The sequence below is a fragment of the Bradyrhizobium vignae genome, assembly GCF_900324035.1.
GTDB classification, from domain to species: Bacteria; Pseudomonadota; Alphaproteobacteria; order Rhizobiales; family Xanthobacteraceae; genus Bradyrhizobium; species Bradyrhizobium vignae.
In genome coordinates, this window is record NZ_LS398110.1 from 424,207 (window position 1) to 449,735 (window position 25,529).

Here is a 25,529-nt window from a genome sequence, read left to right on the forward strand (position 1 = left end):
GGATTAATTGCCGGCGGCTTTTTCGTGTTGCGCCGTGCCGATCGCCTTGTAGTCATACGTCGGATAGAATTCGGTGCGGTAAGCGCCCCACGCGGTATCCTCGATGACGCGGTTGACCTCGCGCAGCCGTCCGGCCGGCAGGCGCAGCGTGATCACCTGTCCGATGCCCATCATCACGTACCAGCTCACGACCTCGACGCCGGGCGGCGGAAACGCCTTGTAGAAGCCCTGCTTGTCGAGCTGCGCATTCAGCTCGTTCAACGGGCGGGACTGGTCATGCTTGAAGAAGACGGTGAGCAGCACCGCATTGTCGGCGGTCGGCGCCGCATTGCCTTGCTGCGGCACCGTCTGCGCCATCGTCGTGGAAGTCAGCGCCAGCGCGACCGTGAGCAGGGCAGACATCGTCAATATCCGTCGGTTCGACCTCATCGCGGATTTCCTTCCCAATGCTCGAGCGATGGATCGGAGCATAGGAGTGATGGCACGGCCGAAGAATTCATTTTCGCGCGATGCGCGCATGTCTCGATTTCGCTCGTGACGGTTCTGCGACAAGGCGCGCCGGATGAGACGGCGCGCGTGTGAAACACATCACATGTGCATTGCCGCAGCTGCGCTATTGGTCCGCGTAGCCGGTGGAGGGCTGTCGAGGATTACAGCTATGTCGATGCGGCGAATGATATCTTGGTGGTTCAGATTCGTGCTGTCAGGGCGATTTATGGATCGCTTCCTGTGCCTGCCGCGGTAGCCGCGCGCAACGTGTTGCTTCGCGACCGAACCCCGATCTAGTTTTGCCCGATCAATTTGCGGAACGCCGCCGCACCGTCCTGCATCGCGTCGCGGCCCTTCCAGGCGAGATAAGTCAGCTTGCCGCCGATCGTGTCGTGGCTGCGCAGGCGGCGCGAGCCGAGGATGTGTCCGACATTGGACGGGAAGCGGCTCACCTCGGCGGACACCAGCGCTGCGATCGCGTCCATCAATTGCCGGAGACGAATGCCCCACTCGCAACTTTCGATGCCGTCGATGCGGACCTTGAGCGCATATTCGGTGTCATAGATTTCGGCGAGCAGGTCGCGGGCGATCAGCACCCGGTTGTGCCGGAGCGCGAAGCGAAGCGCGAGACGCTTGTCGTCGAGCCGGTCGAGGACCATGGGAACGACGCAGGCATAGGGCGTGGCGGCAACGTCTGCGGCGGCCTTGCTCGCAGCGGCCTTGGTGGCGAGCCGCACCAATTGCCAGGACGTCTTCAGGCGCCGCGCCACCAGCGCCAGCGCGAAGGGCACCGCATGGGGATGCGCCTTCTTGAAGGCGTCGAGTTGCGCGGTGATCTGCGCGACCCGGCCGTCGTCGAACTTCGCGATCTTCTCGGGCAGCTCCTCGTCGAACTTCGGCAGCGCATCGCCGGCGCGCAACACATGCAGCATCTTCACGACGTCATCGAAGGCGGTGCGCGAGGCCGTGTATTGCGCGAGTTTGGCACGCGCAGAGTCGGCGCTCTCTGGCGAGGTGAGCGTGCTCTCGAGGACCTTGACGACCTTGGTCTGGAAGGTCGAGGCGATCTTCTGCACTTCCTTCGGGTTGTTGGCCGCGACCTGGTCGTTGATCGCCTTGATGTAGTCGCGCGCCATGGTCGGCAGCAGGTCGCGGCAGATCCATTCCCAGATCGGAGTGAGAGTGTTGCGCGAGATCCGCCCCATATTGGCATGCTCGGGCGCGCCGTCGATCAGCAGCAGCTCCAGCGGCGCGAAGAAATAACGCGAAGGATTGGTGGCGCGCGCCTGGGTCGATCCGTCCTTGCGGAACTCGGCGCGCAGGCGGGACTGGATGTCGGCCGAACCCGGCATGTCGATGCCGCACAGCTCGAGCCGTTCGAGCTCGCTGAGCAGACAGCTGCGCGACAGCGGCGTCAGCCTCTGCAGGAATTCCGACAGCCGATCGATCTCGTTCATGGCACGCAATCTTTCGCAGCGTGTCCCGCGGGCTTGCGGGCCCAATGCGTGGAGGCATTTGCGCGCTCTCAACCTCCCTAGAGAAGCAAGCCGCCGTTAATTATTCCGTAAACCCGGGGCGGAGGTCAGGGGAAGGCCGCGGCCAAGGAGTCCTATCCGCTCAGCCCAGATCTTGGGGAAAGCTCAACCCTTGCATGGTCGGGTGCAGCACCGCGCAAGCATAAATTGTGCCGAAGCCGCTATTTTTGCGCAAAATGGCCTAAATCACCGTAGTCTTACGGAGCAAAAAGTTAACCACAGACAGGCCCAGGTTCCGCTAAATCAGTGACATGGGGTCACAGAATGATACGGCCGGCGATTCGCGGCCGTCGGAATGGCACGAAGGCAGCGCTGCTTCCGCTGAAGAGCCCGATTTCGTCCGCCTGAGCGCCGTCCGTGCCAAGGCAGCCGACGAAATGGCCGCTGCCATCGCCCGCGAGCTCAACGGCCCCCTGACGGCGCTCCTGCTCTACATGGGCGAGATCAAGCATCACAGCGACCAGCTCGCGCCCGCTACCGGCGATCGCGCCTATTTGCAGCGGGTGGTGGAGAACGCGCTGGCACAGACCGAACGCGTTTGCGGTCTGGTCAAACGGCTGGCCGGCCCTCACAAGGGCGGCCTGCCGATCCCGTCCGGCACGGAGGAGGCAGAATCGAAGGCCGCCCGCGTGCTGCAGCCGCAGCGCCTGCCGAACGCCGAACTCCTCGGCCCGTCCGGCCAGAAGCGGCTGACCAAACGCGAACGCGAGGTGCTGAGGCTGATCAGCGAGGGCTACTCGAACAAGCAGGGCGCGCTTCGCATGCAGATCAGTCCGCGCACCTTCGAGAGCCACCGCGCCGAGGCGATGCGCAAGCTCGGTGCGCGCAACACCGCGGACCTCGTCCGCGCGGCGCTGCTGCATGCGATCGACTAGGTTTGAGCGGGTCTGTTGCGCCGCCGCAGGCGGTGCGGACGAAGCTCGAGACGTTCTCGAGAACTTTGGAAACGCTCAGAAATAATCTTCGGCGAACGGACGTGCGCGCGCGGCGGGACGCAGCGGCTTGATCTCTTCCTTCGGCGCGTTCGGAATGATCGTGATGGTCCAGCGTGGAGGCATGCTCGATTCCTGCTCCAGCACCGAACGCACGAAGCCGGTCACGGTCGACCCGCCGGCCTTCACCGTCGCCATCCGGCCATTGAACTGTGCAATGCGGAAGCGACGAACCTCCTTCTGGTCTGCGGTCTCGTAGGTGAACATGGAAAACCCTCCTGGTTTTCCAGGACTATCGCGACCCATGATTAGCCATCTCTAAAAATCCCAAACCGTAGAAGTACGGCGGATTTTGCGCGGCGGCTCCTGCGCGCGGGCGGCGGCATAGGCGGCATCCATCCGGTCAAGGAGAACGCGGAATTCCGTCTCGCCGAGACCCTCCGTGGTTTTTTCCAGCCGCAACGCCAGCGCTGCGAGCCTGACATAGCCGAACGTCCCGGCCGCGCTCTTCAGCGAATGCGCTTCCCGCGCGATCCTGGCGTGGTGCTGCAAAGGCGAGAGCGTGCGGAACAGTTGCAGGCGCACGCAGGTCTCGCTCCAGAATACATCGCGCACTTCAGAGGCGCCGTCCTCGCCGATCTCGCGCACCAGCGCTTCGTATGCGCGCGGCTCGCGCGCAGGTTCGGCATCGAGCGCCTTCTGTGCAGGCGCGACGGTTACGTCAAACATGGCCTGCCTTGATCAATCACGTTTCGTTGGCGCGCGGCACGTGCCGGCGCGAGGCATGCCCCGTGTCTACCGCATTCGAATTTCAGTTCCGGTAGCAGGATGGCCCGTGTTTGCAGGTCGGCATTAGCCGGCCGTTTACCAATCGAGCGCGGCGATCAGCGCGTGCCGAGCAGGCGGTCGTACTGGGCCTTCACGATGGCGTAGCACTCGCAGGCCGTCTGGCGCAGGCCGTCCAGATTGGTGATCTGGATGTGTCCGCGGCTGTAGTGGATGAAATTGGCCTGCTGCAAGGAGTTGGCGACCAGCGACACGCTGTTGCGCCGCGCCCCGATCATCTGTGCCAGGGTCTCCTGGGTCAGCAGCAGTCGGGAGTCGCCCGACAGATCGTGGGTGTGCAACAGGCACCGCGACAGCCGCGATTCCACCGGATGGGCGGCGTTGCAGCCCGCGGTCTGCTGCACCTGGGCGTAGACCGCCAGCCCGTGGCGCGCGAGCAACGTGCGCAGGGTGCTGCTCTGGTCGGCGGCGATCCGCAGCCGCTCCAGATCCACCACCGAGGCGACGCCGGGAACCAGCACGATGGCGGTGTTCAACGCACACGCATCGCCCATGGTCGAAAGCGTCCCGAGCAAGCTGTCGCGGCCGATCATGGCGACTTGCACATGCTCGCCCTTGGCCAGCTCCACCACCAGCGAGATGACGCCGCGGTGGGGAAAATAGGCGCGCTCGAGCGCCTCACCGGTCTCGACCAGCACGGCGTCGTGGGGCAAATCGACCGTTCGCAGATGCGGGCGGATCAATTCATAGTCGTCTGCCGACAGTGCAGACAGGAAACCGTTGGGTGAACGCACCATCGTTCCCAAAGCTGCCTCCCCGGTTCCCTGCACTCCTCGAAGCGCGGCGTGAAATCACGCCCTACCCGGGTAAGTTGTATCATGTTCACGCCGGGATATGTTGGCGATTGGGGACAAGTTGTCCGTCCTTCGTGATCGGTCTGCGACGCTGCCCAGACGTCGGCATACAGCGATTGCGCGATGCTCCCGTCACGGCACGGCTCCCATCGGGCACAGGCGGTGGCGAGCAGTTGCAGCAACTGATTGGGCGGGTGGCCGCTCGCGGTCATGCAGGTTCAATCCAGCGGGTTCGATAGACGATCGGCGTGGCCTCCGTCCGTCATTCAGTTGCGCGGCGCATAAACAATACTAACCTAAGGGTTGTAGTGTCGTCTATATACCCGTTGGAAGGCAGACAGTGCCTCGGCCGCACGGCTCGGTTAGCGCGGCACGAGCCGCTTCGGCCGTAGGGTAACCGTTCGTTTACCTCAAGCGCGCGGACCGCGCAGGTCGCGGCAACACCGCAAAAGGCGGGTCACGAGTGTGCCGCAGCTTGTGTGGCTCGGGCCAATGCCCTGCATGCCGTCTCTATCGTTCTTCATGAGCAGGACTTTCCCGCGCGCCTCGCCGTTATCGGTCGTACCTCGCATGTCCCTTCGCTGGGGCGCGGAGCCGCTTTTGCCGAAAAGCGCTGCAGCATGCAGTCGACCCGCAAACTTCTCTTCAATATCCGTAGTAGCACGGAGGATGAAATTAACGGGACTGTGAAATGGGATGTCTAACGATCCAGGCTAGGGGCGTCCATGCCCACGGTGGCTCAGGCGTCGCGTTCGGGTCCAGTCAGTAAGGCGTAGCTCATGGATGATCTGTTACGGGAGTTTCTGACGGAGACCAGCGAGAGCCTGGATACCGTGGACAACCAGCTGGTGAAGTTCGAGCAGGAGCCGAACAACGCCAAGATCCTGGATAACATCTTCCGCCTGGTCCACACCATCAAGGGCACCTGCGGCTTCCTCGGCCTGCCGCGGCTGGAAGCGCTGGCGCATGCCGGCGAGACCCTGATGGGCAAATTCCGTGACGGCATGCCGGTGACCGGGCAGGCGGTGACGGTGATCCTGTCCTCGATCGACCGCATCAAGGAGATTTTGGCAGGTCTCGAGGCGACCGAAGCCGAGCCTGAGGGCAACGACCGCGACCTCATCGACAAGCTGGAAGCGATGGTCGAGCAGGGCATGGCGGCGATGTCGGCGTCGGCCTCGCCGATCGCGTCCGGCTCGGCGCAGCCGATGCCGAGCGGCACCATTCCGGTTGCTGACGCTCCGCCGCTGGCGCCGGATGCCCCGGCTGCTGCGCCGGCCAAGCAGATGACCACGGGCTCGCTGGTCGAGCAGACCCTGGAGCGCCCGTTGCGTCCGGGCGAAGTCTCGCTCGACGAGCTCGAGCGCGCCTTCCGCGAGACCGCGATCGAAGCGCCGGTGCCTGTTGTCAAAGCTGTGGCCGCGCCTGCGCCGGCCGCCGAAGCACCGGTCGCGAAGGAGGCGGCAAAACCCGCCAAGCCGGCGCCGAAGAAGTCGATGGCCGACGAGACGGCGAGCGAGGGCGACCGCGTCGCCAACCAGTCGATCCGCGTCAACGTGGATACGCTGGAGCATCTGATGACCATGGTCTCCGAGCTGGTCTTGACCCGCAACCAGCTGCTGGAGATCTCGCGGCGCAACGAGGACACCGAGTTCAAGGTGCCCTTGCAGCGCCTCTCCAACGTCACCGCCGAGCTGCAGGAGGGCGTCATGAAGACGCGCATGCAGCCGATCGGCAATGCCTGGCAGAAGCTGCCGCGCATCGTCCGCGACCTCTCGAGCGAACTCGGCAAGCAGATCGAATTGGAGATGCACGGCGCCGACACCGAGCTCGACCGCCAGGTGCTCGACCTGATCAAGGACCCGCTCACCCACATGGTGCGCAACTCCGCCGATCATGGCCTGGAGACCCCCGCCGAGCGCCTCGCCAGCGGCAAGGGCGAGCAGGGCACCATTCGCCTCTCCGCCTATCACGAGGGCGGCCACATCATCATCTGCATCGCCGACAACGGCCGCGGCCTCAACACCGAGAAGATCAAGGCCAAGGCGCTCTCGAGCGGTCTCGTCACCGAGGCCGAGCTGGAGAAGATGAGCGAAGCCCAGATCCACAAGTTCATCTTCGCGCCGGGCTTCTCCACCGCCGCCGCCATCACCTCGGTCTCGGGCCGCGGCGTCGGCATGGACGTGGTGCGCACCAACATCGACCAGATCGGCGGCACCATCGACATCAAGAGCGTGGCCGGCGAGGGCAGCTCGGTCACCATCAAGATCCCGCTGACGCTCGCCATCGTCTCGGCCCTGATCGTGGAAGCCGCCGGCGACCGCTTTGCCATTCCGCAGCTCTCGGTGGTCGAGCTGGTCCGCGCCCGCGCCAACAGCGAGCACCGCATCGAGCGCATCAAGGACACCGCGGTGCTGCGGCTGCGCAACAAGCTGCTGCCGCTGATCCACCTGAAGAAGCTCCTGAAGATCGACGACGGCGCCGCCAGCGATCCCGAGAACGGCTTCATCGTGGTGACGCAGGTCGGCAGCCAGACCTTCGGCATCGTCGTCGACGGCGTGTTCCACACCGAAGAGATCGTGGTCAAGCCGATGTCGACCAAGCTGCGTCACATCGACATGTTCTCCGGCAACACCATCTTGGGCGATGGCGCGGTGATCATGATCATCGACCCCAACGGCATTGCCAAGGCGCTCGGCGCCGCCGGCTCCTCGGCCCACGACATGGCGGATGACGCGGCCGGCCATCACATCGGCTCGGGCGAGCAGACCACCTCGCTGCTGGTGTTCCGCGCCGGCTCGTCGCAGCCCAAGGCGGTCCCGCTCGGCCTCGTCACGCGCCTGGAAGAGCTGCCGGCCGACAAGATCGAGTTCAGTAACGGCCGCTACATGGTGCAGTACCGCGAGCAGCTGATGCCGCTGGTCGCCATGGAAGGCGTCACCATTGCCGGCCAGGGCGCCCAGCCGATCCTGGTGTTCGCCGATGACGGCCGCTCCATGGGCCTCGTCGTCGACGAGATCATCGACATCGTCGAGGAACGGCTCAACATCGAGGTCGGCGGTTCGGGTTCGGGCATTCTCGGCTCGGCGGTGATCAAGGGCCAGGCCACCGAGGTGATCGACGTCGGCCACTTCCTGCCGATGGCGTTCGCCGACTGGTTCACCCGCAAGGAGATGCGGCCGTCGATGCACTCGCAGTCGGTGCTGCTGGTCGACGACTCTGCGTTCTTCCGCAACATGCTGGCGCCGGTGCTGAAGGCCGCCGGCTACCGCGTCCGCACCGCGGGAGGCGCGCAGGAGGGCCTCGCCGCGCTGCGCGCGCAAAACTTCGACGTGATCCTGACCGACATCGAGATGCCGGACATGAACGGGTTCGAGTTCGCCGAAGTGATCCGCGCCGACAACAATCTCGCCGCGACGCCGATCATCGGCCTCTCGGCGCTGGTGTCGCCGGCGGCGATCGAGCGCGGCCGCCAGGCCGGCTTCCACGATTATGTCGCCAAGTTCGACCGTCCCGGTCTGATCGCGGCGCTGAAGGAGCAGACCGCGGGCGCCGCCGGCGCCTCCGAGCTGAGCCGGGCGGCGGCGTAACCAACGGGATCAGGAGACGCGCTTATGAGCAGCAAGACCCACGCCAGCGAAGGCACCATGGTCGAATACGTCACCGCGATGATCGGCGGCCAGCTGTTCGGGCTGCCGATCTCCCGCGTCCAGGACGTGTTCATGCCCGAGCGCGTCACCCGCGTGCCCTTGTCCTCGCGCGAGATCGCCGGCGTCTTGAACCTGCGCGGCCGCATCGTCACCGTGGTCGACATGCGCGCCCGTCTCGGCCTGCCCAGACCTGAGGACGGCAAGACGGCGATGGCGGTCGGCGTCGACCTGCGCGGCGAATCCTACGGCCTCCTGATCGACCAGATCGGCGAGGTGCTGCGCCTGCCCGAGGACGGCAAGGAGGAGAACCCCGTCAACCTCGACCCCCGCATGGCCAAGCTCGCCGGCGGCGTCCACCGCCTCGACGGCCAGCTCATGGTCGTCCTCGACGTCGATCGCGTCCTCGAGCTCGAAACCAAAGTGCAGATGGCGGCGTAAGCCAACGAAAACATCGAAGCCGGAGAACCAAAATGAAAACGTGTTTGGTCGTCGATGATTCCAGCGTCGTACGCAAGATCGCACGCCGGATCCTGGAAGGCCTGGAATTCGAGGTCACCGAGGCCGAGGACGGCTCGAAGGCGCTCGAGATCTGTCAGCGCAAGCTGCCCGATGCCGTGCTGCTCGACTGGAACATGCCGGTCATGGACGGTTTCGAGTTCATGGGCCACATGCGCCGCCTGCCCGGCGGGGATCAGCCCAAGGTCGTGTTCTGCACCACCGAAAACAACGTGGCGCATATCGCTCAGGCACTCTCTGGCGGCGCCAACGAGTACATCATGAAGCCCTTCGACAAAGACATCATCGCCGACAAGTTCGCTGAAGTTGGTTTGATCCCGGTCGGACAAGCCATGGTCTGAGTGTGTCTGGCCCAAAGTGTTTGGGCCAGAGTGTTTCCAGTACAGCTTCGAAGAGGCCATCCGTGACCCCGACCGAGTACGAGTATCTGCGTAAATTTCTGAAAGATAATTCCGGTCTCGACCTGTCCGCAGACAAGCAATACCTGATCGAAAGCCGCCTGCTGCCGCTCGCCCGCAAGGCCGGGCTCTCCGGCATCGCCGAACTGGTGCAGAAGCTGCAAGCCGGCTCGCGCGCGCTGATCACCGACGTGGTCGAAGCCATGACCACCAACGAGACCTTCTTCTTCCGTGACAAGGTCCCCTTCGATCATTTCCGCGACCACATCATGCCGGAGATCATCAAGGCGCGCGCCGGCAAACGCAGCGTGCGGATCTGGTGTGCCGCCGGCTCGACCGGCCAGGAACCCTATTCGCTGGCGATGTGCCTGAAGGAGATGAGCGCGGCCCTCACCGGCTGGCGCGTCGAGATCATCGCCACCGACCTGTCGCAGGAGGTGCTCGAGAAGGCCAAGGCCGGCGTCTACAGCCAGTTCGAGGTGCAGCGCGGACTGCCGATCCAGATGCTGGTGAAGCATTTCAAGCAGATCGGCGAGACCTGGCAGATCAATCCCGAATTGCGGGCGATGGTCCAGCACCGGCAGCTCAACCTGCTGCACGATTTCACCCAGCTCGGTACCTTCGACGTCATATTCTGCCGCAACGTGCTGATCTATTTCGACCAGGGCACCAAGATCAACATCTTCAACCGTCTGGCGCGCCAGATCGAGCCGGATGGTTTCCTGGTGCTGGGCGCCGCCGAAACCGTGGTCGGACTGACCGATACGTTCAGGCCAATTGCGGAGCGGCGCGGCCTCTACAGGCCGAACGACCCGCGTGCGGCAGCGGCCAAGCCGGTTCTCGCCGCAGTGGCGCCGCGCATGGCGGCGATGGCGGGACGCTAAGCATGGCTGAAGATGGCAAGGGCGCGGAGCGCGTGACGTTCAGCCGAGGTTATGATGTCTGCATCATGGCTATCGACGGCACCTGGCGGCGTGACTGCAAGCTCAACGCGATCTCCGACACGGACGCCGTTCTCACGGTGGAGGGCTCGATCCAGGGGTTGAACCTGAAAGAGTTTTTCCTGCTGCTGTCGTCGACGGGCCTCGCCTACCGTCGCTGCGAGCTGGTCCGCGTCAACGGCGCCGAAATGGACATCCAGTTCCTGCGCGGCAAGAACAGGAAGAAGCGCGGTAGCGCCGGCGGCCACGACGCCGCGGCGTGATCTGGCCGCAGCCGTCGCCGCTTTTTTCGACACCTTGCTTCACAATTGCTGAAAATATCCGAATCAATTGGCCGCAGCAGCTTTACGCGGCCTAAGCGCGACCCGTGTATCCATCGAAGGTCTCAATCTCAGGATACGGCAATGCCCAGAAGTCCTCTTTCCCCCATCCCTTCAAACCTGCCCGACGTCGCCGAGCGGCGTGCGCTTCAGCTCCTGGTGGTCGACGACGACGCCACGCAGCGCCGCCTGATCACGGTCGCGGCCAAGCAGGCCGGCCACGAAGTCACCGTGGCGCCATCCGTGGCGGATGCGATCGAGAAGCTGCGCGCTGGGCGCTTTGATTGCGTGACGCTCGATCTGGTGCTGGAGGATGGCGACGGCATCGACGTGCTGCGCGAGATGGCGAGCGCGAAATTCACCGGCTCCGTGATCGTCATCAGCGGCATGGACGGCAAGCGCCGCAGTGCCGCCCGCAGCTTCGCCCGTTCCGTCGGGATCGAGCTTCAAAGTTTGCCGAAGCCGCTGGATCTCGCGGCGCTGCGCATCAGCCTCGCCAATCTGGGCAAGACCGCGATGGGGCTGCCGGCGATCCACACCTGGGGTGGTGTCGCCAACGACGCGATCGTGGAACGGCACCGCGCCTAAAGCGCGGAGCTGCCATGCGATCGGGCGCGGTCGCCCGCCGCGCTTCCGGATTCCGACAGGCATTGCAGGGCGTGGCCGAGGCCCGCCAGGCAGGCGTTGAGGGCCGCGTTCGCGATGGCATAACGGGGCGTGACGTCGTCGAGCAAGAAAACGCCCGCGGAACCTTCCGGATCGCTGCCGTGTTCTTGGTCCATGGCCGCGGCGATCCGGCGCATGCTGGTCTCGATCTGTGCGATCAGCAAGCGAAGGTCTGCCGCAATCAACTCACGGCTCTCGCTTTCGGGCATTGCGACAGGAGGCGGCGTATCGGCCAAATTCAGCATGGATATTCTCCGTCTGATGCAATTAGGCGCCATGCCGCTACTTGTGCGTTAAGTCCATGTCCCGTACAAATACGGGTGGGCCGAATCCGCGCCGAACGCCACAAGTGTTGGCGCGGACGCTAGTCCTTCATGCCAACCGGATGTGGCAAATGGCCGAACAAAGCTCTCGCGGTGAAATCTTCGTGGTCGACGACGACCCTGCCGTCCGCGACACCCTGTCGATGGTGTTGAAGGCGGCGGGCTATGAGGTCATCTGTTTTGCGGACGGCGCAGCGCTGCTCTCCGTCGCGCGAAACCGCACACCGGCTGCGATCCTGCTCGACGTGCATATTCCCGGAAAGTCGGGTCTCGACATCCTGAAGGAGTTGCAGGGCGAGGATTATCCGGCGCCGATCTTTATGATCTCCGGGCAGGGCGACATCGCGATGGCGGTGGGCGCGATCAAGAGCGGCGCGCTCGACTTCATCGAGAAGCCGTTCCGCGGCAGCGAGATCGTCGGCCGGCTCGACGAGGCGATCGGCGCCTATGCGCGCAGGCAGGCGGAGAACGCGTCTCCGAAATTCGGCTCGCTGCATTTCCCCGGACGCGAGCCGTTGACTCGGAGGGAACGCGAGGTGCTGGAGCAATTCGCCTCCGGCGCCTCCAACAAGGAAGCCGGCCGCACGCTCGGCATCAGCCCGCGCACGATCGAGGACCACCGCGCCAACATCATGAAGAAGCTCGGCGCGCGCAACGCCGCCGACCTGATCCGCATCGTGATGACCGCGGCCCAGCGCGCCTCGTAGCTCGCAAGGTCTTTTTCTCTCGTGCCCCGGGCGCGGCGCGTCACGTAGTGATGCACCGCAGAGCCGGGACACGCGATGGCGCCCTATGCTTGCAGCGCCTTGCGGATGATCCGCGCCAGATCCGATTTGCGATAGGGCTTTGCGAGCAGCAGAACACCCGAATCCAGCCGGCCGTGGTGGATGATCGCGTTCTCGGTATAGCCTGACGTGTAGACCACCTTCAGATCGGGGCGCGTCTTCTGAAGCTCGTCGGCGAGCTGCCGTCCGTTCATCTTGCCGGGCATGATGACGTCGGTGAACAGCAGGTCGAACGGCTTTCCGGCGGCGACGATCGCGAGCGCCTCGGCGGCGTTTGCGGCCTGCAAGGTGACGTAACCCAGCGAATGCAGTTGGGCCAGCACGTAGTCCCGCACCAACCGGTCGTCCTCGACGACCAGAATCGTCTCGTGTCCACCCTCGATCGTCGCTGGCGTCACGCCCTCGCCGACCGCTGTCGGCGTCTTGCCGGGCGGCAGATACATCTTGATCGTGGTGCCGTGGCCCTCCTCGCTGTAGATCTTGATGTGACCTGCGGACTGTTTGATGAAGCCGTAGACCATCGAAAGCCCGAGCCCGGTGCCCTTGCCCGGTCCCTTCGAGGTGAAGAAGGGCTCGAACACCCTGGTCAACATGTTCGCAGGAATCCCGGTGCCGGTGTCGCTCACGGCGATCAGCATATAGTTCCCCGGCGGCACGTCGTTCGCGCTGGCATACGCCTCGTCGAGATAGGCGGCGCCGGTCTCCAGGATCAGCTTGCCGCCGCCGGGCATCGCGTCGCGAGCATTGAGCGCGAGGTTCAGGATCGCGGTGGTGAGCTGGTTGGGATCGACGATCGCGACGCAATTCTCGTCCTCGAACACCGATTCGATCTGGATCTGCTCGCCCAGCGTCGGCCGCAATAGTTTCGCGGTGTCGACGATCAGCGAGTTGATGTCGATCTCGCGCGGCTGGAGCGGCTGCTTGCGTGCGAAGGCGAGCAGGTGCTGGGTCAGATCGGCGCCGCGCGCGGCGGCCTCGTCGATCATCTTCGTGATGGCCGCGAGCTGCGGCTCCTTCGCGACCGCCTCCGCGAGAATCTCGATCGTCCCGGTGATGACGGTGAGAATGTTGTTGAAGTCATGCGCCACGCCGCCGGTCAGCTGGCCGACGGCCTCCATCTTCTCGGCATGGCGCATGCGCTCCTCGGCGGCGATCTTGTCGGTGAGGTCGCGGTAGAAGACGTTGAACAGCAGGCCCTCGCGGCGCTTCAGGGCGGTGACGCTCAGCTCGGCCTTGAATTCCTTGCCGTCCCGGCGGCGGCACATCAGCTCGCGGCGGCGGTTCAGCATCCTGCTGTCCATGTTCTCCAGGAATTGCTTCAGCCCCGCCCTGACCCTCTCGCGTTCACTCTCGGCGACGATGAGATCGATCGTGTTCTTGCCGAGCACCTCGTCGCGGCGCCAGCCGAACAGCTGTTCGGCCCGCGAGTTCCAGTTCAGGATGCTGCTGGTCTCGTCGGTCTGCACGAAGGCGTCGAGCGAGGTCTCGACGATGTTGCGGGCCAGCCGCTCGCTCTCGCGCAGCGATTCTTGCGCGAGCCGCGCTTCTGTCATGTCGCGTCCCGCAAAGAAGAAGCGATGCGCCGGCTCGGACCAGCTGCCGAGCCAGGACAGCCAGACCTCGCGGCCGCTCTTGTGGAAGCAGCGGGTGTCGGCGAGCTTGATGCGCTCGCCGCGACGCATCGCGCGCATCTCGGCGCGGCACTGCTCCAGATGGTCGGGATGAATGAAGTCGGCGCCGCTGCGGCCGATCATCTCGTCCGGCCGATAGCCGAGAATGGTCTCGCTGCTCGGACTGATCTGCGCGATATGGCCCCGCGCATCCATGATCATGATCAGGTCCTGCGACGTCTCGAAAATCTGGCGCCGCTCTTCGAGCTGCTGCTGCAGCGCCCGCTCGGCGCGCCGCGCCTCGGTCAGGCTGCGCGCGCTCCCGGAGGCGCCGATGATCTCGCCCGACGGTCCCCTGATCGGCGACAGGCCGAGCGAAATCTCGACCGGCGTTCCGTCCTTGCGCAGGCGCACCGTCTCGAAGCGTTCGATCGGCTCGCCCCGCGCGATCCGCCGCAAATAGTCCTTGCCATGCTCGCGGCGATCGGGCGGCACAATGATCGACGTGGGCTTGCCGATCGCCTCATCCGCCGAATAGCCATAAAGACGCTCGGCGGCCGGATTCCAGCCCGTGATGATGGCATCGAGCGTCTGCATCACGATCGCATCGTCGGACGATTCCACCGCGGCACTGAACAGGTTCTCGCGCGCCGCGTGATGGCTTCGCGCGGCCTCGGTGCGTCGATGCTCCTCGACCTCTCGTTCGAGCGCGGCCGTTTTCGCCCGGGTTTCCTCGACCATCTGGGCAAAGGCCCGCGCCAGCACGCCGGTCTCGCCGCTGGCATCGACGGGTATGTCCGCCGGTCGGCCGCTGCCGATGGCCTCCACCGCCTTGGTCAGACGCCCGATCGGGCGGGTCAATGAGCGCGCCAGCAGAACTGCGAGCGCGGCCGCGGCGAGAACGGCAAGCACGCCGACGAGCAGGGACGTTTTTTGAATGGCGGCCGGCACGTGGCCGAAGACGGACGGGGGAATGGTCACGATGATGGCGACCCATTCCTTGCTCGCAAGCAGTGCCGGCGCGATGGCCGCACCGCTCGGCCGGCCCGACTCATCCGTTGTGAGCCGCGTGGCTACGTCCGACGTGCCGGCGAGGGCCGAGAAGAACGGAAAGTCATTGCGCCAATCGGTGGGATGGCCGTGCAATGAGCCGAATTCCCGCGTGCGGTCGGGGTGGACGAGATAGTCGCCGCGCGAATTCACGACGTACAGCTCTCCTCCCGAATTCCTGGTCGCGCGGATGCGGTCGAGCGCCGGGCGCATGTCGATATTGGCGATGACGATCCCGAACGGCTTGTTGTCCGGCGTGAACAGGGGTGTCGCGATGCGAAGAGTCGGAACGTGCGGCTCCGTGGTCCCGCCCTGCCGCGTGGCGAGATCGACGGGCGAAACATAGATATCGCCCGGCGCCAGCCGTATCGTTTCCTGGAAATAGGTTCGCTCGCCCTTGCTCTCCAGTTCGTCGTCGGGGACGATCCGGGCCGTTCCATTCGGGCCGGAGCGGTCAACGCGGACCAGCTCGCGCTGGTTATCGTCGAGACCGATGATGCGAAACTGCCCATAGCTGGGCTTGGCATCGATCTCGGCGACAAGCCGCGCCGCGATGCGCTCGCGCCAGGTTTTCTCGGAGACGCCGTCGGAAGCGTCGATTCCTCCACCGAGGTGAGCGCGGATCAGGCCATTGATTGCCGCGGCGGAGCGATAGCCGGTCAAATCGCCGCGAGCACCGGCGACGTAGGATTCGAGATTGGCTGCGAGCAGGCGCGACTGGGCCTCGACCCGCTCCAGCACCCGCGGAATGACGGCCTGTGTGGTGTTGCGATAGCCGAGCCATCCGACTGCAGCCACGGTGACCGCCACCAGCAGGATCATCGCGATGGCCAGTCGCGTTGCCAGCGTCGTCGCAAGTCTCATGGGGATATTCGCAGGAATGGCCGTGGCGCGGCGCCGTTTCTGCCTTGAAGAGGAGGTGTTCTTGTCATCGGCGGCCGGAGCGGACATGGGCCCCCTCCGGCTCGCCCGCGGTCAGGCAATCATCGACCACGGCAAGCAGTGCGCCGGGTCGGAACGGCTTTCGCAGGCTTGCCACCGCGCCGAGCTTGGTCGCCATCTTCAGGAGGTCCGGCTCGGCATAGGCATCCGGCGTAGCCGAACGGCCGGAGATGACGACGATCGGAATGGCCGGGGCCAGCGCCCGGATGTGACGCATCGTCTCCAGTCCATCCATGCCGGGCATGAAGATGTCGAGAAACAGCAGGTCGAACTGGAGGGCTTCGAACAACGCCAGCCTCTCGCGGCCATCGCCGGCGACCGTCACGTGATGACCAGCCCGTTCCAGCAGCAGCCGGATGGTGATCTGTACGGCCGGATCGTCATCCACGATCAGGATGTTGGCCACTTCTGAAATCCTCCGATATCGGATGGGAATGCCCCAGCGACCGCAAATCAAGCCATAAGGTATGAAACTGTTGCGCGGATTCTCGTCTGCCGGCAAGCACTTCGGAGCCGCTCCGGCCGGAGGCGCCGATTTATTGCGGTGCAGCGGCGGGTATGCACGCCTGAGTGCATATCAGAGGCTCGCCTTTGTCCTGCTCAGCGCCTTGCCGGCGATGGACAGCCTGTGAGAAGAGCAGGGCGAATCCTCCGGACAGACAAGAAACAAAATGACAAACAAGAAAAAGACACCCGACCAGCTCCGCAGCGCGCGCTGGTTCGCGCCCGACGATCTCCGCTCGTTCGGCCACCGCTCCCGCGCGATGCAGATGGGCTACGCGCCCGAGGAGTGGAAGGACCGCCCGATCATCGCGATCCTCAACACCTGGTCGGACGCACAGCCCTGCCACATGCACTTCAAGTCGCGTGTCGACGACGTCAAGCGCGGCATTCTGATGGCCGGCGGCCTGCCGCTGGAATTGCCTGCGCTGTCGCTGTCGGAATCGCTGCTGAAGCCGACCACAATGCTCTATCGCAATCTGCTGGCGATGGACGCGGAGGAACTCTTGCGCAGCCATCCCGTCGACGGCGTTGTGCTGATGGGCGGCTGCGACAAGACCACGCCGGCACTGCTGCTCGGCGCGACCTCGATGAACGTCCCGGCGATCTATCTGCCGGCCGGCCCGATGCTGCGCGGCAATTGGAAGGGCAAGACGCTCGGCTCCGGCTCCGATGGCTGGAAATACTGGGACGAGCGCCGTGCCGGAAAGATTTCTGAGAAGGACTGGCTCGATATCGAGGCCGGCATCGCCCGCAGCTATGGCACCTGCATGACCATGGGCACGGCTTCCACCATGACCGCGATTGCCGAGGCGATCGGCATGACGCTGCCCGGCGCTTCCTCGATTCCGGCTGCCGACGCCAACCACATCCGCATGGCCAGTGAATGCGGTCGCCGCATCGTCGAGATGGTCTGGGAGGATCTGACGCCGAAGGTGATCCAGACCCGCAAGGCGTTCGAGAACGCGATTGCGGTGGCGATGGCGATGGGATGCTCCACCAATGCGATCATCCATCTGATCGCGCAGGCCCGCCGCGCCGGCCAGGACATCGGCCTCGACGATTTCGAGAAGGCCAGCCGCAAGGTGCCCATGATCGCCAACGTCCGTCCCAGCGGCGCTACGTATTTGATGGAAGATTTCTTCTATGCCGGCGGCCTGACGGCGCTGATGGGCCAGATCAAGCCGCATCTGCATCTCGACTGCATCACCGTCACCGGAAAGACGCTGGGCGAGAACATCGAGGGCGCCGAGGTGCATAATGCCGACGTGATCCGCTCCGTCGACAATCCCATCTACAAGGAAGGCGCGCTCGCCGTGCTCAAGGGCAATCTCGCGCCCGACGGCTGCGTCATCAAGCCCTCCGCCTGCGCGCCGCGCTTCCTCAAGCATACCGGCCCCGCGCTGGTGTTCGACGACTATCCCTCGATGAAGAAGGCAGTCGACGATCCCAATCTCGATGTCACCGAGGATCACATCCTCATCCTGCGCAATGCGGGGCCGCAGGGCGGGCCGGGCATGCCGGAATGGGGGATGCTGCCGATCCCGACCAAGCTCGTGAAGCAGGGCGTGCGCGACATGGTGCGCATCTCGGATGCGCGCATGAGCGGCACCAGCTATGGCGCTTGCATCCTGCACGTCTCGCCCGAATCCTATATCGGCGGCCCGCTGGCGCTGGTGCAGAACGGCGACCGCATCACGCTGGACGTTGCCGCACGCACCATCAATCTCGATGTCCCCGAAGCCGAGCTGGCAAAACGCCGCGCCGCCTGGAAGCAGCCCGAGCGCCGCTTCGAGCGCGGCTATGGCTGGATGTTCACAAAACACATCAAGCAGGCCAACGACGGCTGCGACTTCGATTTCCTCGAGACCGGTTTCGGCGCGCCGATCGGCGAACCGTCGATTTATTGATGCGTCGTTCCGGGGCGTGAAGCGAACCCGGAACCTCGAGATTCCGGGTTCACTCGCTAACGCGAGTGCCCCGGAATGACAGATGAGGATATACAAATGACAAAACTCAGCGAAGCCACCCGCAACAAGCTCAAATCCGTTTCCACCGCCACGGTCGCCACCGCCTTGTTCAAGCGCGGCCTGCGCATCCAGATGATCCAGGATGTGCGTCCCGTCGGCGCGGGCCAGCCGACCATGGTCGGCGAGGCCTTCACGTTGCGCTACATGCCGGCGCGCGAGGACCTCAACACCATCGACGTCTTCAGGGATCGTTCCCATCCGCAGCGCAAGGCGGTCGAGGATTGCCCGCCGGGTGCCGTGCTGGTGATGGACAGCCGCAAGGACGCGCGCGCGGCCTCGGCCGGTGCGATCCTGGTCACACGGCTGATGAAGCGCGGCGTCGCCGGCGTCGTCACCGATGGCGGCTTTCGCGACTCCGCCGAGATCGCCAAGCTCGGCATCCCCGCCTATCACCATCGTCCCAGCGCGCCGACCAATCTGACGCTGCACCAGGCGATCGAGATCAACGTCCCGATCGGCTGCGGCGATGCGCCGGTGTTCCCCGGCGACGTCATCCTCGGCGATGCCGACGGCGTGATCGTGATCCCCGCGCACCTCGCCGATGAGATCGCGAACGAAACTTTTGAGATGACTGCGTTCGAGGATTTCGTCACCGAGGAGGTCGGCAAGGGCCGCGGCATTTTTGGTCTCTATCCCGCCACTGATCCGCAAACGCTCACCGATTTCGCGGAATGGCGGAAGAAGAACGGTCGCTAAGGCCCGCACTGCTCTAGGTGTTTAGTCCCGGCCCCCGCGCGCAATTGCGCACTGGCCGGGCGACGGCGGTGGGTGTGGCTACATCCCAGCCGCCGCCATCCCCACGGCCCACAGCGCGAACGCGTACACGATCGCGACCTCGTCGAGCCGCTCGAACCGTCCCGAGGCGCCGCCGTGGCCGGCGCCCATATTGGTGCGCAGGAGAACCGGGCCGCCGCCGGTCATGGTGGCGCGCAGGCGCGCGATCCATTTCGCTGGCTCCCAGTAGGTGACGCGCGGATCGGTCAGCCCGCCCATCGCCAGGATCGCGGGATAGTCCTTTGCCGCGACATTGTCATAGGGCGAGTAGGACAGGATGGTGCGAAAATCCTTCTCGCTTTCGATCGGGTTGCCCCATTCCGGCCATTCCGGCGGCGTCAGCGGCAGCGTGTCGTCGAGCATGGTGTTGAGCACGTCGACGAACGGGACCTCGGCAACGATGCCGGCGAACAATTCGCCGGCGCGGTTGGCGACCGCACCCATCAGCATGCCGCCGGCCGATCCGCCATGGCCGACGATCCGCCTTGCACTGGTATATTTCGCCTCGATCAGAGCTCGCGCGCTCGCGGCAAAATCGTCGAAGCTGTTCGTCTTCTTCTCGCGCTTGCCGTCGAGATACCAGCTCCAGCCCTTGTCGGCGCCGCCGCGGATATGGGCGATGGCGTAGACGAAGCCGCGGTCGACCAGCGACAGGCGGTTGGCGCTGAAAGAGGCCGGCATCGCCATGCCGTAGGAGCCGTAGCCGTAGAGCAGCAGCGGTGCCGAGCCGTCGAGCTCGATCCCGCGGCGATGGAGGATCGAGACCGGCACCTCGGCGCCGTCGTGCGCCTTCGCCATGATGCGCGTGGTGACGTAGTCGGCAACGTTGTGGCCTGACGGAATCTCCTGCCGCTTGCGCAGCACGCGCGTTCGTCTCGCCATGTCGTAGTCGTAGACCTCCGATGGCGTCGTCATCGACGAATAGGTAAATCGCAAATTCGTCGTCTCGAATTCGTAAGAACCCATCGTGTCGAGCGAATAGGCGGCCTCGTCGAAAGCGATGGCGTGCTCTTCCCCGCCAGCGAGCTCGCGGATCACGATCGCCGGCAGCGCATGCGCGCGCTCGAGCCGCACCAGATGGCCGGCATAGAGATCGAGGTCGATGATGTAGATGCCGGGGCGATATGGGATCAGATCGCGCCAGTTCTTGCGCTCGGGTGAGCTGAGCGGCGCGGTGACGATCTTGAAGTCGATGGCATCGTCGGCATTGGTGAGGATGAACAGTTCGTCGCCGCGGTCGGCGATCGAATATTGCACGCCTTCCTCGCGCGCTGCGACGAGGCGCGGCGGCGCTTCGGGCTTGGCGAGATCGATCAGCCGCTGCTCGCTCGTCTCGTGATCGCCGCCGGCGATGACGCAGAAGCGGCCGCTGGTGCTCTCGTGCAGATGGGTGAACCAGCCGGCATCCTGCTCCTCATAGACCAGCGTATCGTCCGCCTGCTTGGTGCCGAGCCTGTGCCGCCACACCTGCATCGGCCGATGATTGTCATCGAGCTTCACATAGAAGAAGCTCTTGCAGTCCGCGGCCCAGACCACGCCGCCGTCGGTCTCTTCGACGAGATCGTCGAGATCTTTTCCCGTCGCCCAGTCACGCACGCGGATCGAAAAATACTCCGAACCTTTTGTGTCCGCGCTCCAGGCCTGCAGCTTGTGATCGTACGAGTGGCGGCTGCCGCCGAACTTGAAATATTTGTGGTCCTTGGCGAGCGCATCGCCATCGAGCACGATCTCGCCCTCGCCGCCGTCGCGTGGCATGCGGCCGAACAGCTCGTGCTGCCCGCCCTCGCGAAACCGGCGAAAATAGGCAAAGGGCCCGTCCGGCGACGGCACGCTGGAATCGTCCTCCTTGATCCGCCCCCGCATCTCGCCCACCAGCGTCTTCTGCAGCGCCGCGGTATGGCCGAGCAGGCTCTCGGTGTAGCCGTTCTCCTCATCCAGATATTTGCGGATGTCGGGATCGAGCACCTTGGGATCGCGCAGCACCTCCTGCCATTTCTCGTCCTTCAGCCAGGCATAGTCGTCGGTCACGGTGATGCCGTGCCGGGTGAATGAATGCGGCCGGCGCGGGGCGACGGGCGGGGTCTTGCTGGCGGTGTTGGGCAAGTCGATCCTCGGAGCTGGGATGTGTCTTGCCTCTATATCAGATCGAATGTGGGGAATTTAAAGAAGGCTGCTGCCTCGCGCTCCCGCTCCGACCCGAGGGCCCGCCATTGGCAGGCGCCTCGAAACATGCGCTGTGGGCGAGCTATCCGCGACTTTTGATAGATCCGGTCGCGCTGCCGCAAGCGGGCAGGGATGAAGCTACGCCGCCACCTCTTCGCCGAGATACGACACCGCCGCCTCGAGCCCGCCCTTGCCGTGCGGGATACTCAGCGCGTTCAGCCCGACCTCGATCACACCGAGCGTGCCGAGCAGCATCGGCGCGTTGACGTGGCCCATATGGGCGATGCGGAAGGCTTGTCCCGAGAGATCGCCGATGCCGGTGCCGAGCACGACACCGCATTTGTCCTTGCAATAGCGTTGCAGCACGGCCGGGTCATGGCCGTTGCTCATGGTGACCGTGGTCACGGTGTTGGAGCGCTCGCTGGCCTCGGCCACGTTGAAGCCGAGCACCTGGCCTTCCGACCAGACGGAGACCGCGCGGCGCGCAGCTTCGCCGAGCAGGCTGTGGCGGCGGAAGGCGCTTTCAAGCCCTTCCTCGTATAGCAGGTCGATCGCCTGGCGCAGCGCGAACAACAGATGCACCGGCGCGGTGCCGGCATATTTGCGATAGTTCTCGGTGCCCTCGCGCTCGCTCCAGCTCCAATAGGGCGTCGACATGTTGGCCTTCTTGTGCACCTCGAGCGCGCGCGCATTGGCGGCGACGAAGCCGAGACCTGGCGGCGTCATCAGGCCCTTCTGCGAGCCGGACATCGCGACGTCGACGCCCCATTTGTCCATCTCGAACGGCATGCAGCCGAGCGAGGCGACGGTGTCGACCATGTAGAGCGCGGGATGGCCGCTCGCCTTGATCGCCTTGCCGATCGCCTCGATATCGTTCTGCACGCCGCTGGCCGTGTCGACCTGGACGACGACGACGGCCTTGATCTTGTGCTCCTTGTCGCGGCGCAGGCGTTCCTCGACCTCGTGCGGCCGCACCGCGCGGCGCCAGTCGCCCTTGAGCACCTCGACCTCGGCACCCATCAGCGCCGCCGCATTGCCCCAGCCGATCGCAAAGCGCCCGCTTTCCAGCACCAGCACCTTGTCGCCGCGCGACAGTACGTTGCTCAGCGCCGCTTCCCAGGCGCCGTGACCGTTGGCGATGTAGATGTAGGATTTGCCCTTGGTCGCAAACAGTTTCGAGATGTCGCTGAGCAGGCTCTCTGTCAGGTCGAGCATCTGCTTGGAGTAGATGTCGATCGCCGGACGGTGCATCGCCCGCAGCACCTCGTCGGGCATCGTGGTGGGCCCGGGGATGGCCAGAAACTCCCGGCCCGCGCGAACGGTCATTGCTGTCGGTCCTTGTTGCTTGAGAACAGGATGGTGGGTCGCTGAATCATACTTTTACGCGGCGGCGGCGTGTGGGAAAAGCGCGTAAAACGCAGGTCTGGCGTGGTTTTTTGCTTTGAGCATGGTCTCGTCGGAAAGCCGCTTCACACTTTGCGCCAACGCGGCCCTTCGGGTCCGGACCATGCTCTATCGCTTCGTCTCGCGGCAGCCGGCGGCCTCCGCCTCCTCGACCGAGCAGAACCAGCGGGTGCCCTTGCTGATCTTCATCCTGATCTGGGCGTACCAGCGGCTGGTCGGCTGGTGATAGATGCATTCGCCGGCGCTGTTCACATTGCCCTTGATGGTGCAGTCCGGCGAGGGCGCGACCGGCCCCGAGGCCGACGCGAGCAGCACCGCATGCGCTCCCTCCGGCGGCTCGGTGGCCCCCAGGATGGCGGTCTTCTTGTTGCGGACGCGCCAGTCCCAGGGCGCGATGAAGGCGCCCTGCCACATCCCGGCCTTGGCCTCGCGCGCGGCCTTTTCATCCGCCTCATAATCCCGCGACATGTGGGTGTAAGCCAGTGCCCAGCCGCTACGCACCAGCCATTTCTGGATGTCCTCGCCGCCGACCTCGCAGCGAGCCACGGTGCGCCCGCGCCGGTCGATCGCGCGGGTGTGGCAGACCCAGGTCTTGCCCTCGGCGTATTTGGCGAGCTCGTCGCGGGCCGCGACGCCGCAGGTCCAGCGCTCGCTCTTGGTGTTGAGACAGAGCTGATCGACTGAGGGCGCGTCGATGCCGCCGAGCCGGATGCGCGTGTTGCCGATCACCACGGCATCGCCGGCGCGGACCTTTGCCGTGCCGGTGATATCGGCAGCGTGCGCGAGCGAGGGGGCGAGGAAAGCAAGCGCAATCAGGAATCTTCGTAACATGCCTGTCCGGGTGTGATGAAAATCTCGATAGACGGCGCAATTGTGGTCGGCTTTTGGCCGCTCGGCCAGCGTTTGCCTGACAGGAGGACTTTCAACTTCCCGTCATTGTCGGCTTCTTACCCTCCAGGGGAGGGTAAGGACACATCACCCCCGCGCCATCGCCCTTTTCGCCGCTGCCAGTGCCATCAGCACGAACGCCGAGGTCACCTCCGGTCCGCCCACCAGAATCCGCGTCGGCGTCTTCATCTTATTCCATTCATAGGCGCGGAACGGGCCGCGGCGGCCGCCTTCGCCGAGGCTCGCGATGATGACGTTCAAGGCGGGCGCGAAGGAGCGCGGGTCGGCGCCGAGATGGCCGAGCGCGATCAGCGCCAGCGCGGCGTCGAACACGTTCATCTCGGCGGCCATCAGCTCGCCCTTGACGTAGGACAGCACGCGGTGGCGGATGAAATCGAAATCGCCGTCGGGATCGATCGCCGCCTGTGCCGACAGCGGCAGTGCCAGGAAGGCGGCATAGCAGCGGCCGAAATAGGCGCTGTAGAGTTCCGGCAAATAATAGATATGCGAGCGCGGATTGGCGAAGGCGCCGCTCGCCGCCAGGCGCTTCTGGAAGCCGATGATCCGATGCACGGTTGCGAGCCGCGCCGGCGTCTCCAGGATCTTCCAGCGTGCGAGGTTGCGAAAGCTGACCTCGAGAATGTCGAGATTGAGCGTCGGATCGAGGTCGTTGCCGTAAGGGCGCTCGCCCGCGAGATTGTCGATCCAGGTCGCAACCCCGCCCTCATAGTCGATATTGTCGTTGAGCGGCACGGTCACGCGCGGCGTGTTGACGCCGGCGCGCACCTGATAGCCCGAGTAGAAATCCAGGAGCGGCTGGTCGATGATGGGATCGGTGCAGCCGGCCTGCGTCGCCGCGGAGATCGAGCAGGCCGTGGTGTCGCAATCCGGCACGTAGATTCCGAAGCCGAGATCCTGCTTGATTTGCGCGAAGTAGCGGGAGAACCGTGGATGCGGCGCCGGCGCCAGCGCGGTGATGACGTTGAAGCGCGCGCCATCGATGCCCTCGACCTCCTCGCGGCTGATGTTGACGCAGAAATCGACCATGTCTGCGATGGCGCGCTCTGCCGCGATCTTGTCGGCCGGCGAGGCGAGCCCGGTCTCGACATAACTCAGCAGCGCCTCGATGAAGAACGCGTCGTAATAGGCGGAGCGGTGGCGGATCTGCACCGGCTCCCACATCGGCTCGGCAATGCCTTTCCAGGGCGGATTGACCACGGCGCGCGCGGGCGAGCGCGCGATGAAGACGCGGGCGAGGTTGAACAGCAGCGAGGAATTCTTGTACCCGCGTGCGTTCAGCCCCGTGAGCGCCATGATCAGCTCACGTCCGCGAAAATCGGGGTCGCCGATCAGGTTGAAGGCGGCATAGGTCGGCAGGAAACCATTGCGGCGGTACGAGCCGAGCAGATGCTGCGCGCAGTCGCGGATCGCGCCGTCGATCTGCGTGCCCTGCGGCAGGACGGCGTTGAACGGCACCGGCGGCGGCTTGGGATGGTCGAGCGCGATGCTGTCGACGAGATCGGCGATCGGCCGTCCGACCGCCGCCCAGTCTGGCTCGACCTCGTCGCGGGCGCGGGTGAGCGCCTCGCGCAGCCGGCTCAGCTTGGCTTCGTCGCGCAGCTCGGGCAGGCCGGCGCGGCGGAGCAGTATCCGCAGCGCGGGATTGCCAAGTGCGGTCTGGTAGAATTTGGCCAGATGCGGATCGCCACCGGCCGCATCGGACAATACGGGATCGCAGACGTCGTAAAGTGAGGGGCCGTCCTTCCGCGCCGTCAGCGCCCGGCAGGCGGCGCCGGCAAAATAATGAAAGCTCATGAAATACCTGGTCGCGGGGGGCCCGGCCGGGGCCGGCGAGCGCGCAGCCGTTCGCACACCACCCCCTGCAAGTCGTTGAAAAGGCTACCCGGATTCGCGGAAAATACAAATGTGATAGGCGTCACAGAAAGGGCCGGCACGAAGGCTGCATGAGGAG

Annotated in this window: 22 protein-coding genes; 10 read left to right on the forward strand and 12 right to left on the reverse strand. The window is 64.8% G+C overall.

Annotated elements, in window-relative coordinates; all coding sequences use genetic code 11:
- Window positions 1–3: 3 nt before the first annotated feature.
- A complete protein-coding gene (locus BRAD3257_RS02060) occupies window positions 4–429 on the reverse strand; it encodes a hypothetical protein (protein ID WP_162500069.1) in 426 nt (141 codons plus the stop codon).
- Between the two features lie 353 nt (window positions 430–782).
- On the reverse strand, window positions 783–1,946 hold the full coding sequence (locus BRAD3257_RS02065) for a hypothetical protein (RefSeq protein ID WP_122400443.1): 1,164 nt from the start codon (window positions 1,944–1,946) through the stop codon (window positions 783–785).
- A 329-nt stretch (window positions 1,947–2,275) separates the two neighbouring features.
- Here BRAD3257_RS02065 and BRAD3257_RS02070 point away from each other — a divergent pair, with 329 nt between their 5' ends.
- The gene (locus BRAD3257_RS02070; RefSeq protein ID WP_122400444.1) at window positions 2,276–2,899 is read left to right on the forward strand and encodes a helix-turn-helix domain-containing protein; all 624 of its coding nucleotides are present in this window, start codon (window positions 2,276–2,278) and stop codon (window positions 2,897–2,899) included.
- 75 nt (window positions 2,900–2,974) lie between these two features.
- Here BRAD3257_RS02070 and BRAD3257_RS02075 read toward each other — a convergent pair whose 3' ends face one another.
- From BRAD3257_RS02075 to BRAD3257_RS02085, 3 genes are all read right to left on the reverse strand, one after another.
- Window positions 2,975–3,223, reverse strand: a complete 249-nt coding sequence (locus tag BRAD3257_RS02075; protein ID WP_122400445.1) for a hypothetical protein — start codon at window positions 3,221–3,223, stop codon at window positions 2,975–2,977.
- Between the two features lie 51 nt (window positions 3,224–3,274).
- Complete coding sequence (locus BRAD3257_RS02080) at window positions 3,275–3,685, reverse strand: Hpt domain-containing protein (RefSeq protein WP_122400446.1); 411 nt, start codon at window positions 3,683–3,685, stop codon at window positions 3,275–3,277.
- Between the two features lie 155 nt (window positions 3,686–3,840).
- Complete coding sequence (locus tag BRAD3257_RS02085; RefSeq protein ID WP_174221622.1) at window positions 3,841–4,539, reverse strand: Crp/Fnr family transcriptional regulator; 699 nt, start codon at window positions 4,537–4,539, stop codon at window positions 3,841–3,843.
- Between the two features lie 836 nt (window positions 4,540–5,375).
- On the opposite strand from BRAD3257_RS02085, the gene BRAD3257_RS02090 reads away from it, so the two are divergent.
- The 6 genes from BRAD3257_RS02090 (at window position 5,376) to BRAD3257_RS02115 (ending at window position 11,009) form a co-directional block, all read left to right on the forward strand.
- The gene (locus tag BRAD3257_RS02090; RefSeq protein WP_122400448.1) at window positions 5,376–8,186 is read left to right on the forward strand and encodes a hybrid sensor histidine kinase/response regulator; all 2,811 of its coding nucleotides are present in this window, start codon (window positions 5,376–5,378) and stop codon (window positions 8,184–8,186) included.
- 24 nt (window positions 8,187–8,210) lie between these two features.
- Window positions 8,211–8,684, forward strand: coding sequence for a chemotaxis protein CheW (locus BRAD3257_RS02095; RefSeq protein WP_122400449.1), 474 nt, complete (start codon window positions 8,211–8,213; stop codon window positions 8,682–8,684).
- Between the two features lie 32 nt (window positions 8,685–8,716).
- Window positions 8,717–9,103: a response regulator gene (locus BRAD3257_RS02100; protein WP_027577509.1), complete on the forward strand. Its 387-nt coding sequence runs from the start codon at window positions 8,717–8,719 to the stop codon at window positions 9,101–9,103.
- A 62-nt stretch (window positions 9,104–9,165) separates the two neighbouring features.
- Window positions 9,166–10,044 (forward strand): CheR family methyltransferase, encoded by an 879-nt coding sequence (locus tag BRAD3257_RS02105; RefSeq protein ID WP_122400450.1) that lies wholly within the window; start codon window positions 9,166–9,168, stop codon window positions 10,042–10,044.
- Between the two features lie 2 nt (window positions 10,045–10,046).
- On the forward strand, window positions 10,047–10,364 hold the full coding sequence (locus BRAD3257_RS02110; RefSeq protein WP_122400451.1) for a PilZ domain-containing protein: 318 nt from the start codon (window positions 10,047–10,049) through the stop codon (window positions 10,362–10,364).
- Between the two features lie 141 nt (window positions 10,365–10,505).
- The gene (locus tag BRAD3257_RS02115; protein WP_122400452.1) at window positions 10,506–11,009 is read left to right on the forward strand and encodes a response regulator; all 504 of its coding nucleotides are present in this window, start codon (window positions 10,506–10,508) and stop codon (window positions 11,007–11,009) included.
- Here BRAD3257_RS02115 and BRAD3257_RS02120 read toward each other — a convergent pair.
- Window positions 11,006–11,332: a hypothetical protein gene (locus BRAD3257_RS02120; RefSeq protein WP_122400453.1), complete on the reverse strand. Its 327-nt coding sequence runs from the start codon at window positions 11,330–11,332 to the stop codon at window positions 11,006–11,008. The genes BRAD3257_RS02115 and BRAD3257_RS02120 overlap by 4 nt on opposite strands.
- Before the next feature lie 149 nt (window positions 11,333–11,481).
- On the opposite strand from BRAD3257_RS02120, the gene BRAD3257_RS02125 reads away from it, so the two are divergent.
- Window positions 11,482–12,117: a response regulator transcription factor gene (locus BRAD3257_RS02125; protein ID WP_027577504.1), complete on the forward strand. Its 636-nt coding sequence runs from the start codon at window positions 11,482–11,484 to the stop codon at window positions 12,115–12,117.
- An 83-nt stretch (window positions 12,118–12,200) separates the two neighbouring features.
- Here BRAD3257_RS02125 and BRAD3257_RS02130 read toward each other — a convergent pair whose 3' ends face one another.
- Window positions 12,201–15,806, reverse strand: a complete 3,606-nt coding sequence (locus tag BRAD3257_RS02130; RefSeq protein WP_122400454.1) for a PAS domain S-box protein — start codon at window positions 15,804–15,806, stop codon at window positions 12,201–12,203.
- The gene (locus tag BRAD3257_RS02135; RefSeq protein ID WP_122400455.1) at window positions 15,784–16,203 is read right to left on the reverse strand and encodes a response regulator; all 420 of its coding nucleotides are present in this window, start codon (window positions 16,201–16,203) and stop codon (window positions 15,784–15,786) included. The genes BRAD3257_RS02130 and BRAD3257_RS02135 overlap by 23 nt, the downstream gene beginning before the upstream one ends.
- A gap of 265 nt (window positions 16,204–16,468) precedes the next feature.
- On the opposite strand from BRAD3257_RS02135, the gene araD reads away from it, so the two are divergent.
- Together araD and BRAD3257_RS02145 are read left to right on the forward strand one after the other, a co-directional pair.
- Window positions 16,469–18,208 (forward strand): L-arabinonate dehydratase, encoded by a 1,740-nt coding sequence (gene araD / locus BRAD3257_RS02140; RefSeq protein WP_122400456.1) that lies wholly within the window; start codon window positions 16,469–16,471, stop codon window positions 18,206–18,208.
- Between the two features lie 96 nt (window positions 18,209–18,304).
- Window positions 18,305–19,024: a ribonuclease activity regulator RraA gene (locus BRAD3257_RS02145; RefSeq protein ID WP_122400457.1), complete on the forward strand. Its 720-nt coding sequence runs from the start codon at window positions 18,305–18,307 to the stop codon at window positions 19,022–19,024.
- A 78-nt stretch (window positions 19,025–19,102) separates the two neighbouring features.
- Here the strand turns inward: BRAD3257_RS02145 and BRAD3257_RS02150 are convergent, their stop codons facing one another.
- From BRAD3257_RS02150 to BRAD3257_RS02165, 4 genes are all read right to left on the reverse strand, one after another.
- Window positions 19,103–21,205 (reverse strand): S9 family peptidase, encoded by a 2,103-nt coding sequence (locus BRAD3257_RS02150; RefSeq protein ID WP_122400458.1) that lies wholly within the window; start codon window positions 21,203–21,205, stop codon window positions 19,103–19,105.
- 198 nt (window positions 21,206–21,403) lie between these two features.
- Window positions 21,404–22,591, reverse strand: coding sequence for a pyridoxal-phosphate-dependent aminotransferase family protein (locus BRAD3257_RS02155; RefSeq protein WP_122400459.1), 1,188 nt, complete (start codon window positions 22,589–22,591; stop codon window positions 21,404–21,406).
- A 186-nt stretch (window positions 22,592–22,777) separates the two neighbouring features.
- Window positions 22,778–23,500: a thermonuclease family protein gene (locus BRAD3257_RS02160; protein ID WP_122400460.1), complete on the reverse strand. Its 723-nt coding sequence runs from the start codon at window positions 23,498–23,500 to the stop codon at window positions 22,778–22,780.
- A gap of 144 nt (window positions 23,501–23,644) precedes the next feature.
- On the reverse strand, window positions 23,645–25,372 hold the full coding sequence (locus BRAD3257_RS02165; RefSeq protein ID WP_122400461.1) for a hypothetical protein: 1,728 nt from the start codon (window positions 25,370–25,372) through the stop codon (window positions 23,645–23,647).
- Window positions 25,373–25,529 lie beyond the last annotated feature (157 nt).

What these genes read in the sequence shown, in the direction of transcription:
- BRAD3257_RS02060 (WP_162500069.1), bottom strand. Translation starts at nt 429, where the DNA reads ATGAGGTCGAACCGACGGATATTGACGATGTCTGCCCTGCTCACGGTC.
- BRAD3257_RS02065 (WP_122400443.1), bottom strand. Translation starts at nt 1,946, where the DNA reads ATGAACGAGATCGATCGGCTGTCGGAATTCCTGCAGAGGCTGACGCCG.
- BRAD3257_RS02070 (WP_122400444.1), top strand. Translation starts at nt 2,276, where the DNA reads ATGGGGTCACAGAATGATACGGCCGGCGATTCGCGGCCGTCGGAATGG.
- BRAD3257_RS02075 (WP_122400445.1), bottom strand. Translation starts at nt 3,223, where the DNA reads ATGTTCACCTACGAGACCGCAGACCAGAAGGAGGTTCGTCGCTTCCGC.
- BRAD3257_RS02080 (WP_122400446.1), bottom strand. Translation starts at nt 3,685, where the DNA reads ATGTTTGACGTAACCGTCGCGCCTGCACAGAAGGCGCTCGATGCCGAA.
- BRAD3257_RS02085 (WP_174221622.1), bottom strand. Translation starts at nt 4,539, where the DNA reads ATGGTGCGTTCACCCAACGGTTTCCTGTCTGCACTGTCGGCAGACGAC.
- BRAD3257_RS02090 (WP_122400448.1), top strand. Translation starts at nt 5,376, where the DNA reads ATGGATGATCTGTTACGGGAGTTTCTGACGGAGACCAGCGAGAGCCTG.
- BRAD3257_RS02095 (WP_122400449.1), top strand. Translation starts at nt 8,211, where the DNA reads ATGAGCAGCAAGACCCACGCCAGCGAAGGCACCATGGTCGAATACGTC.
- BRAD3257_RS02100 (WP_027577509.1), top strand. Translation starts at nt 8,717, where the DNA reads ATGAAAACGTGTTTGGTCGTCGATGATTCCAGCGTCGTACGCAAGATC.
- BRAD3257_RS02110 (WP_122400451.1), top strand. Translation starts at nt 10,047, where the DNA reads ATGGCTGAAGATGGCAAGGGCGCGGAGCGCGTGACGTTCAGCCGAGGT.
- BRAD3257_RS02115 (WP_122400452.1), top strand. Translation starts at nt 10,506, where the DNA reads ATGCCCAGAAGTCCTCTTTCCCCCATCCCTTCAAACCTGCCCGACGTC.
- BRAD3257_RS02120 (WP_122400453.1), bottom strand. Translation starts at nt 11,332, where the DNA reads ATGCTGAATTTGGCCGATACGCCGCCTCCTGTCGCAATGCCCGAAAGC.
- BRAD3257_RS02125 (WP_027577504.1), top strand. Translation starts at nt 11,482, where the DNA reads ATGGCCGAACAAAGCTCTCGCGGTGAAATCTTCGTGGTCGACGACGAC.
- BRAD3257_RS02130 (WP_122400454.1), bottom strand. Translation starts at nt 15,806, where the DNA reads ATGTCCGCTCCGGCCGCCGATGACAAGAACACCTCCTCTTCAAGGCAG.
- araD (WP_122400456.1), top strand. Translation starts at nt 16,469, where the DNA reads ATGACAAACAAGAAAAAGACACCCGACCAGCTCCGCAGCGCGCGCTGG.
- BRAD3257_RS02145 (WP_122400457.1), top strand. Translation starts at nt 18,305, where the DNA reads ATGACAAAACTCAGCGAAGCCACCCGCAACAAGCTCAAATCCGTTTCC.
- BRAD3257_RS02155 (WP_122400459.1), bottom strand. Translation starts at nt 22,591, where the DNA reads ATGACCGTTCGCGCGGGCCGGGAGTTTCTGGCCATCCCCGGGCCCACC.
- BRAD3257_RS02160 (WP_122400460.1), bottom strand. Translation starts at nt 23,500, where the DNA reads ATGTTACGAAGATTCCTGATTGCGCTTGCTTTCCTCGCCCCCTCGCTC.
- BRAD3257_RS02165 (WP_122400461.1), bottom strand. Translation starts at nt 25,372, where the DNA reads ATGAGCTTTCATTATTTTGCCGGCGCCGCCTGCCGGGCGCTGACGGCG.